Source organism: Planctobacterium sp. R6 (genome assembly GCF_055755215.1).
In genome coordinates, this window is record NZ_JBVTQY010000013.1 from 106,655 (window position 1) to 119,444 (window position 12,790).

Here is a 12,790-nt window from a genome sequence, read left to right on the forward strand (position 1 = left end):
ATTATAAAGCTGAGACTTTATTGCTGCGGATTCGACCATCCAGTGGTGTCTAAATCTGACTTAAGCGTGTGGGGTTTCCGTTTTGGAAATGGTCGGTGAGACAGGATTTGAACCTGCGACCCCTTGGACCCAAACCAAGTGCGCTACCAAGCTGCGCTACTCACCGAAATATTAGGAATTTTTTACAGACGACAGGAAGTCAAATGGGGTGGACGATGGGACTTGAACCCACGACAACCGGAATCACAATCCGGGGCTCTACCAACTGAGCTACGCCCACCATTTGGACTTTTACTATTTCGCCGAAGCAACACTGAATGGCGCGTCCGGCAGGATTCGAACCTGCGACCCACGGCTTAGAAGGCCGTTGCTCTATCCAGCTGAGCTACGGACGCACGGTCACTTCTCAGGAGTGGTCGGTGAGACAGGATTTGAACCTGCGACCCCTTGGACCCAAACCAAGTGCGCTACCAAGCTGCGCTACTCACCGTATCCTGACGTAGCCAGCAATATCTGCCTTGCTACGGGGGGCGCATATTACTGATTTGCCCCCCACCAGTCAAACACTTTTTATCAGGTTTTTTTTACATGCTGAAAAAAGCGTCATTTCGGACAAATCCCGCACAAACCAGGTTGCATATTCAACCTAGTGAATCATTCCCTCGTAGGTCCAGATCCCTTTTCCGGCAGGTTTAAAATTGAGCGTTTCTAAATATCGTTCGTGTTCGACACTGTCTGCCTTTGCCCCGATTAACTCATATCCGGTGAGTTTTTTGAGGCCCTGTTCGGCACCTAAAGCAAACACTCCTAAACGACAATCCCGATATTGTGGCACAACAAAATCAAAATCAACAACAATACCGGTGGGTGCCTGTGCCTGATTTTTAATGCCGGAGAGTACTCCCACCACCTGAGTTCCGTCCAGTAAGACATAAAACTCGCGATTATCGTCTTCCAGGCGTTTAAAGAACTTGGGGAAAAACTGATTAATTTCATTGCGATGATAATCCAGAAAAAAGCTCATGTAGTGGGATCTGGATTGTGTTCTTAAAATCGTGAAGTCGTGATTTGTGTGATACACAAATTTGCGTATATAAAAAATATTGGTCAGTGTGATAAACGCGTTCAGCACTACCACCGGGTAAGCGTTGATGATAACCCCGTACAAACACATTGAGGATGCGCCGAACAGATTGATCCAACGCAATTGCACAATGGAACTGCGGGTCAGTGAAAACGCAATAACCGCAGAAGCGCAATAGCCAAATATTTCAGCGTAATTAATATCCACCTTGTTCCCTTACTGATTCAGGTTGGCCCCACACTTAGGCCCAATTGATTTTTGCCCGGATGAAAGATTGCTTAACAGCAAGCGATCATGAGAAAATAAACTGCATTGCAATCTCATTAGTATATCAAAAAATATGTCCGCTCAATTAATCGATGGAAAACTTCACGCAAAACACATTCGACAGAAAGTCGCCACCCAGGTTGATGCCATAGTTTCGGCAAACAAACGTGCACCTGGCCTTGCAGTAGTGCTGGTAGGTGCAGATCCAGCCTCACAAGTATATGTTCAGAATAAACGCAAAGCCTGTGCCGAAGTGGGCTTTGTTGAGAAGTCATATGATTTGCCGTCAGATACCACGCAGGAAGAACTGCTCAATACCATTGATAAACTGAACGAAGACAAAGACGTTGACGGCATTTTAGTGCAACTTCCCTTGCCAGCAGGCTTAGACGCAAATCTGATTCTGGAGCGCATCCATCCCAATAAAGACGTGGATGGTTTTCACCCATACAATATCGGTCGTCTGGCGCAACGTATGCCAGCGCTGCGCCCATGTACCCCCAAAGGCATTATGTCGCTGATTGATTCCACCAAAAAGCCGGTAAAGGGTTTAAATGCCGTTATCGTGGGTGCATCAAATATTGTTGGCCGTCCCATGTCGCTGGAATTGTTACTGGCTGGATGCACCACTACTGTGTGTCACAAGTTTACCAAAGACTTAAAAAGCCATGTCGCTACGGCGGATATTTTAGTGGTCGCTGTCGGCAAACCCGAATTTATTCCTGGTAGCTGGATTAAACCTGGTGCCATCGTTATCGACGTGGGCATTAACCGCGTTGACGACGGCCGTTTGGTGGGTGATGTTGAATTTGACAGTGCCAGAGAACGGGCGGGCTGGATTACACCGGTGCCGGGCGGTGTTGGTCCCATGACGGTAGCCAGTTTGATTGAAAATACTCTGGAAGCCTACGTAAACTATCGCACCGAATAATGCTCACCCCATTATCAGAAGCGGAATCCGGCGCAGTGTTGCGCTGGATTGAAGACATCATTATCGGCCTCAATTTATGTCCATTTGCTAAAAAACCTTATATCGCCAACAAAGTTGCGCTTCTGGGTGTTTCAGGTAATAAACTGCCGAAAATAGCCAATGAGGTGTTGCAAGCCTGCAAACAGCTTGATAGTAATGAGACTATAGAAACCACGTTACTGGTTTTCCCACAAGATTTAAGAGACTTTAATCGTTATCTGGATGCGCTTGAATACTGTGAAATTCAGTTAGAAGAAGCAGGTTATAGCGGCACCTATCAATTGGCCAGTTTTCATCCGGAATATGTATTTGCCGGAGAAGACCCGGACGATGCCAGCAATTTCACCAACAAAGCCCCCTTTCCGATTATTCATATCATCAGAGAGTCCAGCATTGACGCGGTACTAAAAACCTATCGCAATCCGGAAGCTATTCCGGAACGAAATATTGAGCTGATGCAGCAATTGGGGATAGAACATTTGCGCAAGCGTTTTGCAGCTTTTCTGAAATAACCCACTTTCCGCGGACGAAAAAAAAGCTGGTAAAAACCAGCTTTTCTTCGGAAACATCGATATTAGCGACGCAGACCTAAACGACCGATCAGAGACTTATAACGCTCTTGATTTTTGCCTTTCAGGTAGTCAAGCAATTTACGGCGCTGACTAACCATGCGCAACAAACCACGACGAGAGTGGTGGTCTTTTTTGTGATCGCTGAAATGAGATTGTAGCTTGTTGATGTTGTGAGTTAACAACGCAACCTGTACTTCTGGTGAACCAGTATCACCTTCTTTTACACCGTATTCAGCGATAATGTTCGCAGTTTCATTTTTACTTAGTGACATAATATTCTCCAATTGATTAAGACTCGCCGATCACTAATTCAGTCAAGTCGAAAAGAGCGGGGATTATAGCGATTTTCAGCCACAACGCAAGGCCCGCCCAGCATAAACTTGCAGAACCTAAGAAACCAGTCGCTTAGGTTGTAATTTCCCATTATCAACCTGCGCAACTCCGAGAAATTGACTCTCGTTGTATACCCGCACATCCGAGGTTTCAGGGTGCTCACAGGTTATCGGTTGACCATGTAAAAAGCGTGCAGCATCAGCTTCTGATATTTGCACCTGAGGTAAATGCACAATGGGGGCATCCACCGGCAGTTTCAGCGCGTCCAGTGCGGCAAAGTTATCCTCTCCTTTAAGGCTTTCAAGGTACTCAGGTGTAAACATAGGTAGACCAGAATAACCGGCCACATCGGTGCGGTGTAACCGGGTTACATACGCACCGCACCCCAGCTCCTGCCCCAAATCGTCCACCAATGAACGTATATAGGTGCCTTTGCTACAGTGCACTGTCATGCTCACCTCAGTGCCGGTAAATTCGTCCAGGGTCAGCTTGTATATTGTAATAGCACGGGCCGGGCGCTCTATCGTGATGCCTTGTCGGGCATAATAGTAGAGCGGTTTACCTTCGTGTTTTAGCGCCGAAAACATAGAAGGTACTTGCTTAATATCGCCTCTGAACAGGTTTAACGCCTCGTCCAGTTGCGCCTTGCTGACATCCACCGGTTGTTCAGAAACCACTTCACCGTCAGCATCTGAGGTCGTGGTTCTGATACCCAATTTCGCCGTAACTTGATAGGTTTTGTCAGCGTCCAGGGAATATTGTGCAAACTTTGTAGAATTACCAAAACAAACCGGCAACATACCGCTGGCCAATGGGTCTAAGGCGCCGGTATGTCCGGCCTTGTTGGCATTAAAGATCCAGCGTACTTTTTGCAATATTTGATTTGAAGAAGCCCCTAAAGGCTTATCCACCAATATCACGCCGTCGATTTTACGGCCTGATTTGCGTCTACCCATTGCGCTTATTGCTCTTCGTCTTGTTCAGGATCACGACCTGAATTCTTTGCCTTTTCGGCATCGGCTTTGACGGTTTGCGTCACAATGTTAGAGATCCGCATCCCCTCGGTAATAGACACATCGCGCATAAAGTGCAGTGCCGGTACCGAACGCATGCGTATGCGTTTAGCCAGCAAACTGCGTACAAACCCTTTATTCTCTTCTAAGATCGCTAAATCTTCTTTGATCTTTTGTTCATCATCAGTGAAGAAGGTTACGAAGATTTTTGCGTGCGCTAGGTCACGGGAAACATCCGCGCCAGAAACGGTAATAAACCCGACTCTGGGATCGCGATTTTTAAACTCGTTTTGCAGAATGCTGGCAACCTCTTTATGGATTTGTTGCCCCACTCTGTCGGTTCTTGAAAATTCTTTTGCCATAATAATTTCATTATCCAGACACAAACGGAGGCAAGCGCCTCCGTTTTCATTATTGTTGTGCATTGACGTTAGCAAGCAATGAAAAGCCCTTGCTCAGCGTCCTGTATTTGGCGCAGATTAAAGCTCGCGCTTAACCTCTACTGTTTCGAATACTTCGATTTGGTCGCCAACTTTAACGTCGTTGTAGTTCTTAACACCGATACCACATTCCATGCCGTTGCGAACTTCAGCCACATCGTCTTTAAAGCGACGCAATGACTCCAGCTCACCTTCATAGATGACAACATTATCACGTAATACACGGATTGGGTTACTGCGCTTAACGTTACCTTCAACGACCATACAACCTGCAATAGCACCCAGTTTTGGTGACTTAAACACGTCACGTACTTCAGCCAGACCAATGATTTCCTGTCTGAACTCAGGGGCTAACATACCGCTCATCGCCGCTTTAACTTCGTCAATCAGGTCATAAATAACGCTGTAATAACGCAAATCAACATCTTCGGTTTCAAGCACTTTGCGCGCAGTTGAATCAGCACGAACGTTAAAACCAACCACGATTGCATTCGATGCAGCAGCCAGCGTGGCATCTGTCTCAGTGATACCACCGACACCACTACCGATAATGTTAACGCGAACTTCATCTGTAGACAGCTTAGTTAAGGAATCGGAAATCGCTTCCACTGAACCCTGTACGTCAGCTTTCATTACCACATTTAGTTCTTTCACGTCACCGGCTTCCATGTTGGCAAACATGTTTTCCAGTTTCGCTTTTTGTTGCTTGGCCAGTTTTAAATCACGTTGTTTAGTGTGACGCTTATTGGCAATTTCACGTGCTTTGCGATCATCCGGTACCACCATGGCATCTTCACCAGCCTGCGGAACTCCGGACAGACCCAGAATCTCAACCGGCTTAGACGGACCAGCAACTTTAACTTCATTGCCGTTTTCGTCACGCATCGCTCTGACACGACCGTACTCATTCCCACACAGCAGAATGTCACCGGTACGCAGTTCACCTTGCTGAACCAAGACTGAGGCTACCGGTCCACGGCCTTTATCAAGACGCGATTCAATAACGATACCCTTGGCTGCACCCGTGGGGATCGCTTTCAGATCCAGTACTTCGGCCTGTAACAGTATTGCATCCAGTAATTCATCAACACCCATACCCGTTTTGGCAGAGACATTAACGAACTGGTGCTCACCGCCCCACTCTTCAGAAATAACTTCTAATTGTGACAGTTCGGTTTTCACACGGTCCGGATCGGCCGCTTCTTTATCCATTTTGTTTACCGCAACAATCAGCGGTACGCCTGCAGCGCGCGAGTGCTGCACAGCTTCTTTAGTCTGAGGCATTACACCATCGTCGGCAGCAACAACCAGGATTACGATATCCGTCGCTGTAGCACCACGCGCACGCATTGCAGTAAATGCGGCGTGTCCCGGTGTATCCAGGAAGGTGATCTCACCGTTTTCAGTTTCTACGCTATATGCACCAATGTGCTGGGTAATACCACCTGCTTCGCCTTCGGCAATCTTAGCCTTGCGAATGTAATCCAGAAGCGAGGTTTTACCATGGTCAACGTGTCCCATGATAGTCACAACAGGTGCACGACCTGCAACTTCACCTTCTGCGATGTTGGCCAACAATTCATCTTCTAATGCATTGTCGTTTACCAACTCATATTTTTGCTCAAGTTCTTCAAGTACCAGAACCGCAGTGTCTCGGTCCAATACCTGATTAATGGTTACCATCTCACCCATTTTCATCATCACTTTGATGACTTCAGTGGCTTTCTTAGCCATTTTACTGGCCAGTTCGCCAACGGTGATGGTTTCACCTAAACGAACAACCCGGTTAACCGGTTGTGCGGGCATATTGAATCCTTGTTTTAATTTGTCGGAAGCTTTTTTCTTCTTATGCATCCGACGTCTGGAGCTTTTCTCAAGCGCCATGTCTTCTTGATCTTCGGCTTCTTGCGCATAGCGGTTACTGTGCAAATGCACTTCTGCCGCTTCTTCTTCTTTGCGCTTACGCTCTTCTTCTTCCCAACGTTTGCGGTTCTGTTCCGCTAACTTTTTGGCTTCTTCAGCGGCTTTCGCAGCTTCCTGCTCAAGCTTACGCTTGGCTTCTTCTTCCTGTTGGGCTTTCAGCTTCTCAGCCTCTTCACGGGCTTTGGCGCGTTCTGCTTTTTCTTCATCAGACAGCTCTGCATCGGCTTGCTCGTCGGCTGCTGCCTGCTCTGCTTTACGCTTTTCTTCCGCCGCTTTTTGTTCCGCCTTGCGCTTTTCATCAGCGGCTTTACGCTCAGCTTCCTGACGCGCTTTTTCTTCAGCGGCTTTACGAGCGGCTTCTTCGGCTTCTAAACGCGCCTTTTCTTCCTGCTCCGCTTTCAGACGGGCTTCTTCTTCCGCAATGCGCGCTTCTTCAACGTCACTGCGTTTAACGTAGGTGCGCTTTTTACGCACTTCCACTTTAACCTGTCGGGATTTCCCGGCGGTTAAAGTACTGGTAGTTTTGCGCTGCAACGTCATTTTCTTTGGTGCAGCATTGGCTGAGCCACCGTGCTGTTTACTTAAATGATCAAGTAACGCGGCTTTTTCTGATTCAGTCACATTGTCTTGTGGCTGCTTAGGAATACCTGCATCAGCAAATTGTTGCAGCAATTTCTCTACCGAAATACCGACATCATCAGCTAATTTTTCTATCTGGACTTCTGGCATGTTGATTTGTGCTCCTGTGCTGATTTTATTCTTCGTTGAACCAAACGATATTTCTGGCCGCCATGATGAGCTTTCCAGCTTCTTCATCGGACAACTCTTCTATATCACTGATATCATCGATACCCTGCTCAGCCAGTTCTTCCAGGTCCGTAATGCCCCGACTGGCTAATACAAATGCAACATGTCTGTCCATTCCTTCCAGGTTCAACAATTCTTCTGTTGGTTCAGACTTCTCCAGTGACTCTTCATTTGCCAAAGCTTTTGTGGTTAACGCGGCCTTTGCACGCTCGCGCAACTCTTCAACGATATCTTCATCCAGGCCATCAATTTCCAGCAGTTCACTGACCGGAACATAGGCCACTTCTTCTAACGAGGTAAATCCTTCATCTACCAGAACAGAAGCAAACTCTTCGTCGATATCCAGCCCTTCCATAAACACGGTAAGCACTTCGGCGTTTTCTTCTTCGTGTTTGGCTGCTAATTCTTCCGTCGTCATGACATTCAGTTCCCAACCAGTCAACTGACTGGCAAGGCGAACGTTCTGACCATTTTTACCAATGGCCTGCGCCAGGTGATCACTCTCTACTGCGACATCCATTGAATGGGCATCTTCATCAACAACAATCGATGCCACTTCAGCAGGTGCCATAGCATTGATAACAAATTGCGCCGGATTTTCATCCCACAATACGATATCAACTCGCTCGCCACCCAGTTCGCCGGACACTGCCTGTACCCGGGAACCGCGCATCCCAACACAGGCTCCAACCGGATCTAAACGCTTGTCATTGGTCTTAACCGCGATTTTAGCTCTGGAGCCCGCATCACGAGCTGCAGAGCGGACTTCTAAGGTTTCTTCAGCGATTTCAGGTACTTCAATGCGGAAAAGTTCAACCAGCATGTCTGGATGAGTACGACTGATAAACAACTGCGCGCCTTTTGCTTCAGGGCGAATGTCGTACAACAAACCACGAACGCGATCGCCCGGTCTGAAAGTTTCTCTGGGCAACATATCTTCGCGATACATAACACCTTCAGCGTTGTTACCCAAATCAACAATAATATTGTCGCGATTTACTTTTTTCACCGCACCGGTAATCAAATCACCCACCCGGTCGCGATATTCATCAATCATTTGTGCACGTTCAGCTTCGCGTACCTTTTGTACGATAACCTGCTTAGCTGTTTGTGTCGTGATACGGTCAAAAGCAATGGACTCTATTTGTTCTTCAACAAAATCACCCACTTTAATTTCTGGCTCATCAATTTGAGCTGCGGAAACCGTAATCTCTGCGTAAGGGTTTTCCTGTGGCTGATCATCTTCAATAACTAACCATCTACGAAACGTATCAAAATCACCGGTGCTACGGTTTATGCTAACCCGTACTTCAATTTCACCTTCATTCTTTTTCTTGGTTGCACTTGCAATCGCGAACTCAAGCGCTTCAAAGATCTTCTCTCTTGGCACCTGTTTTTCATTCGATACAGCCTCTGCCACTAACAGAATTTCTTTATTCATTTCCGCCGCCTTATCACTAATGATTAATTATTGTTATTTGAGCCACTTAAAATTGAGGGACCAAATTTCCTTTTTCAATATTGCTGATGACTAATTCAAACTGCTCATTATCAACCTGAATGGTCAACTTATCATCGGCAACGCCAAGTACTTCACCTTTAAAGTTTCTGCGGTTACCTTGTGGGATACGTAACCTGAGAGAAACAACTTGTCCAACTACCGCCTGGTAATGCGCGGGTTTGAACAAGGGTCTGTCCATGCCGGGTGAAGATACTTCGAGGTTGTATTCAGTGCTGATAGGATCTTCAACATCCATCACTGAACTAACCTGATAACTTACCTCTGCACAGTCATCAACTGTAATTCCATCTGGATGGTCGATATACACTCTTAATGTAGAGTGTTTACCAGCCCGAACAAATTCAACACCTATTAGTTCAAAACCTGCAGCCTCTACCGCCGGCTCTATTAAAGCATTCAATTTATCTTGAAATTGAGACAATTTGTTCTCCAAAAATGAAAACAGGGCTTAAAGCCCCGCTAAAAAATCCTGATTACTAACTCATTCAGCTGTAAAAAATCCGTTCAAACTGAATTTCCCTGAGTGAAGATAATAAAAAACCCCGGTCTAGCGGGGTTTTTTATTTTTGGACCCAAGTCCTTTTATTTTATTTAAGATTGAACAATAATCCAACCCTAAAATTTGGTTGCGGGAGGCGGATTTGAACCACCGACCTTCGGGTTATGAGCCCGACGAGCTACCAGGCTGCTCCATCCCGCGCCTGAAACCTTTTGAAAGCTTGGCGTAGTGCCCTGCTTCAACGTGGTGCGTATTATACATAGGCATTAACGCTTAGCAACCGTAAATATGAATTTTTTATTATATTTCGGTTTGTTTGCTCAAAGTAAGACCAATCCGTATTTTTTTCGGGCAAACCTTAACATTTGAGCAACAACTCATTGACCTTTTTAGCTAGATCGCTTCTTCATTTTCTTCACTGGTACGGATGCGCACAACCCGTTCAACGTCATAGACAAAGATTTTGCCGTCGCCAATCTTACCGGTTTGCGCAGTATTGATAATCGCCTCTACCGCCTGGTCTACAATATCATCCGTCACGACTACGTCGATTTTAACCTTTGGCATAAAATCCACCTGGTACTCTGCGCCGCGATAGAGTTCGCTGTGTCCTTTCTGACGACCAAAGCCTTTTACCTCTGTTACGGTCAGACCTTCCACGCCGGTTTCAGCTAAAGCTTCACGGACATCATCTAACTTAAAGGGTTTGATTATCGCTTCAATTTTTTTCATCCACTTTCTCCTGGGAACGGCAACACACGCTAATTATGTTAAACATATCACAACAATCCTAAATATAGGTTGCGATCATCTAAAAGATTGCCATTATTGATAAATGTCTGTTCTGGGTAAATAGGTTTTCGTTGAAGTCCGGGCGTTACACAACCACGAAATCACAATCAGGTATCACACTGATAGAATTGATGATCAGTATGGCGATACTGTTTTTGATCATGACGGTCGGCATGCCTTCAATGCAAGCCATGCTCATCAGAACCCAGGTAACGTCGCAAATAAATGAATTAAGCGCTGCGATTCGCTATGCCCGACATGCAGCAATTAATGATCAAACCACCGCCATTTTATGCCCCACCAGCAACTTTTCCAGTTGCTCTGCCGACTGGGATGATCCGAAAATGGTGTTCCCGGATTACGACGGCAATGGCACCAGAGGCAATGATGAAGATATCCTGGCCGGTGCCGGTAACATTCTTGAAAATTTCAACCTGACAGGCCCCAACGGTACCATCAGTTTTCAAAGTAATGGCTCAGTGGCCTCACCTGCGACTTTGTTATTGTGTCATCAGGACAATGCAGCTGAATATGCCCGGGCACTGACTATTAGTTTACAAGGGCGGGTTAAGCTAAGCGAAGACAGTGACGACAATGGCGTACATGAGGATAACAGTGGTACGGCGCTCAGTTGCACTTCGTAACTAATAATATCGTTAAACTTGCTACCCCGTTAGCACACCCAGCAATATTCAGAACTGGAAATACTGCCGTTAGCGTTGCTGTCCCAGGCCTTGCGACCATCACTGTAATAATACAAAGTGCCATCCCCCGCTGAGGCGGTGCCTGTTACCGGTGTGGCTGTTAACACATAACTGGTTCCCGACGCAGAAACAGAGGCAATATCTAACTCGTACTTTTTATTAATCTCCGGCTCACTGGACGGTGACCAGTCGTTAAAAAAGGCCGGCGAACCTGTATCTCCGCCGCCCTGGGCAGCGCCACTGTATGTAAAATTGGAGGCTTTGAAGCGTTCCATTCCTGCAGCTACGGCCATTAAGTCTGACTGTGCACTGGCTCTGGCAGCTGACGCAATATAACTGGTGTAGGCCGGATAGCCTACAGATACCAAAATCCCCATTATCGCTATGGTGATTAATAATTCAGTTAATGAAAATCCGGCACGTAATTTCGACATGATGTCACTCTGTTAACGCCATAGTATCAGTAATTTATTGTTGCTCATTTTCCGTCTTCCAGCTGCCCCGACGCAACCGCTCGTAGCTGCCGTAGATGTTTTCAGCCAAACACTCAAAGTCAGAGCCACAATCACTGTCTTCATCATCAACTATAGACGTACATTCCGTACCAAGACAAATTGTCGGAGTTAAAACGTCCTCAATCAGAATTTTAGAATCTGGTGCAATACCGGTTTGCGCCAAATCCGCATAACGGTCTTCGTGTTCCAGGATGCCATCGCCATCTTTGTCCAGTATGGCATTGCCGGTTGTCAATTCCACGACATAAGCCCGGCTGGTGCCGGTTGGTGGCGCACAGGCGCTTTCTGATACGGTGGCCGGCAAATAAGTTGTAAAAAACAGGCGGTAATTTAAAATCAGTGGTGCCGCCAGTACTTTCTCACCACCGGACCCAAGGCGAATAAACCACCCTTGTTTTTCAGAAAATTCACTTACTTCTATTTCCCGCTCAGCGTCATCGGTTGAAGTTAACAGGTGATCGGTTGCATCGTATAAGTCGGCTTCCGTATACGCAGCTTCCGGGAAGGTAAATAAACCGTCATCTCCGATGAGAAATACGCCCTTGTCCTTAACCATATAAAACCGGTCCTGAATCGTGGTGTCTAATGGGTGCGCGCGGTAGCCGGTACCAAAGGCGACGGCGTAATAATGCTCGTTAGCTAAACTGATTTCTGACACATCCGCACTGTAATAAAAGCGTCTGGCTTCGGCAGCGCTATTGCCCCCGATATTGGCAATGACACTACCTTTCATAAAATCATTGCCAGACTCACCGTTATAGATGTCCAGCCTGAATACCTGACCGCCCATATCGGTGACATATAAATGATCCGCCAGATCATCACCATCTCTGTCGATAACCGCTACCCTGGAAGGGATGCTGTAAGTCATTTCTGCTAATTCAAAATCGGCGTCACTGTTGCTAACTGTCCAGAGCAGTGCCCCGGTATCGGCATCCACAATGTATACAGCATTCCCCGTGTTATCGTCACTGCGCACCTGTTTGCTGTCCTGATCTTCATCATAGCCACCGCCAAAAATCAGCACATTTTTGGTGGATGCACCGATTTTCACCTTGCTGACAACAGGTCGCGACCAGCTTTGTCCCAGTTTCTCAAAACCCGTGCTTCCGCCTTCAATCTTGAACACTAATGAAGGCGCATTTTTACTGGATACATCAAAAGCGTAGTAGTTATTGCCGCCCCGACGCATACCAACATACAAATAAGTAGTGGAACTATTGACGGTTCTTGTCACCATATCACCGTCTAATCCGTAAATGTGGGTATAGCCGGCGTTTTTCAAGGTAGTTGTCGCCTAAGCCGTTAAGCTGCTTCTTTTTTGCTCTCCGGATTAAGTTCCACAACAT

Annotated in this window: 13 protein-coding genes and 5 tRNA genes; 3 read left to right on the top strand and 15 right to left on the bottom strand. The window is 46.6% G+C overall.

The features are described 5' to 3' along the window. Window positions 1-89: 89 nt before the first annotated feature. The 5 genes from AC0J20_RS10785 to AC0J20_RS10805 form a co-directional block, all read right to left on the bottom strand. A tRNA-Pro gene (locus tag AC0J20_RS10785) sits at window positions 90-166 on the bottom strand. 38 nt (window positions 167-204) lie between these two features. Then, window positions 205-280 (bottom strand) — tRNA-His (locus AC0J20_RS10790). A gap of 38 nt (window positions 281-318) precedes the next feature. Beyond that, window positions 319-395: transfer RNA gene (locus AC0J20_RS10795), tRNA-Arg, on the bottom strand. A gap of 18 nt (window positions 396-413) precedes the next feature. Beyond that, window positions 414-490 (bottom strand) — tRNA-Pro (locus tag AC0J20_RS10800). A gap of 156 nt (window positions 491-646) precedes the next feature. Beyond that, window positions 647-1,291, bottom strand: coding sequence for a hypothetical protein (locus tag AC0J20_RS10805; protein WP_229528723.1), 645 nt, complete (start codon window positions 1,289-1,291; stop codon window positions 647-649). Between the two features lie 133 nt (window positions 1,292-1,424). Between AC0J20_RS10805 and folD the strand changes: the two genes are divergently transcribed. Together folD and AC0J20_RS10815 are read left to right on the top strand one after the other, a co-directional pair. After that, complete coding sequence (gene folD, locus AC0J20_RS10810) at window positions 1,425-2,282, top strand: bifunctional methylenetetrahydrofolate dehydrogenase/methenyltetrahydrofolate cyclohydrolase FolD (RefSeq protein ID WP_229528722.1); 858 nt, start codon at window positions 1,425-1,427, stop codon at window positions 2,280-2,282. Next, window positions 2,282-2,833 carry a DUF1415 domain-containing protein gene (locus AC0J20_RS10815; protein ID WP_229528721.1) on the top strand — a complete coding sequence of 184 codons (552 nt, stop codon included), beginning with the start codon at window positions 2,282-2,284 and terminating at the stop codon, window positions 2,831-2,833. Before folD ends, AC0J20_RS10815 begins: the two co-directional genes overlap by 1 nt. A 62-nt stretch (window positions 2,834-2,895) precedes the next feature. Here AC0J20_RS10815 and rpsO read toward each other — a convergent pair whose 3' ends face one another. The 8 genes from rpsO to glnB form a co-directional block, all read right to left on the bottom strand. Further along, complete coding sequence (gene rpsO, locus AC0J20_RS10820) at window positions 2,896-3,165, bottom strand: 30S ribosomal protein S15 (RefSeq protein WP_229528720.1); 270 nt, start codon at window positions 3,163-3,165, stop codon at window positions 2,896-2,898. A gap of 117 nt (window positions 3,166-3,282) precedes the next feature. After that, entirely contained in the window at window positions 3,283-4,182 is a 900-nt protein-coding gene (gene truB, locus AC0J20_RS10825) for a tRNA pseudouridine(55) synthase TruB (RefSeq protein ID WP_473021645.1), read from the bottom strand. 5 nt (window positions 4,183-4,187) lie between these two features. Continuing rightward, on the bottom strand, window positions 4,188-4,601 hold the full coding sequence (rbfA, locus tag AC0J20_RS10830; protein ID WP_229528718.1) for a 30S ribosome-binding factor RbfA: 414 nt from the start codon (window positions 4,599-4,601) through the stop codon (window positions 4,188-4,190). A gap of 117 nt (window positions 4,602-4,718) precedes the next feature. Next, on the bottom strand, window positions 4,719-7,331 hold the full coding sequence (infB, locus tag AC0J20_RS10835; RefSeq protein ID WP_473021652.1) for a translation initiation factor IF-2: 2,613 nt from the start codon (window positions 7,329-7,331) through the stop codon (window positions 4,719-4,721). Between the two features lie 25 nt (window positions 7,332-7,356). Next, complete coding sequence (gene nusA, locus AC0J20_RS10840) at window positions 7,357-8,850, bottom strand: transcription termination factor NusA (RefSeq protein ID WP_473021646.1); 1,494 nt, start codon at window positions 8,848-8,850, stop codon at window positions 7,357-7,359. A gap of 46 nt (window positions 8,851-8,896) precedes the next feature. Beyond that, window positions 8,897-9,352, bottom strand: a complete 456-nt coding sequence (gene rimP / locus AC0J20_RS10845; RefSeq protein WP_229528716.1) for a ribosome maturation factor RimP — start codon at window positions 9,350-9,352, stop codon at window positions 8,897-8,899. A 202-nt stretch (window positions 9,353-9,554) separates the two neighbouring features. After that, a tRNA-Met gene (locus AC0J20_RS10850) sits at window positions 9,555-9,631 on the bottom strand. Between the two features lie 192 nt (window positions 9,632-9,823). Next, window positions 9,824-10,162, bottom strand: a complete 339-nt coding sequence (gene glnB, locus AC0J20_RS10855; protein WP_229528715.1) for a nitrogen regulatory protein P-II — start codon at window positions 10,160-10,162, stop codon at window positions 9,824-9,826. 131 nt (window positions 10,163-10,293) lie between these two features. On the opposite strand from glnB, the gene AC0J20_RS10860 reads away from it, so the two are divergent. Continuing rightward, window positions 10,294-10,866: a GspH/FimT family pseudopilin gene (locus tag AC0J20_RS10860; RefSeq protein WP_229528714.1), complete on the top strand. Its 573-nt coding sequence runs from the start codon at window positions 10,294-10,296 to the stop codon at window positions 10,864-10,866. Window positions 10,867-10,895: 29 nt separating this feature from the next. On the opposite strand, the gene AC0J20_RS10865 is transcribed toward AC0J20_RS10860, so the two are convergent. Both AC0J20_RS10865 and AC0J20_RS10870 read right to left on the bottom strand, forming a co-directional pair. Continuing rightward, complete coding sequence (locus tag AC0J20_RS10865; RefSeq protein ID WP_473021647.1) at window positions 10,896-11,360, bottom strand: type IV pilin protein; 465 nt, start codon at window positions 11,358-11,360, stop codon at window positions 10,896-10,898. Window positions 11,361-11,394: 34 nt separating this feature from the next. Further along, window positions 11,395-12,726 (bottom strand): pilus assembly protein, encoded by a 1,332-nt coding sequence (locus AC0J20_RS10870; protein WP_473021648.1) that lies wholly within the window; start codon window positions 12,724-12,726, stop codon window positions 11,395-11,397. Window positions 12,727-12,790 lie beyond the last annotated feature (64 nt).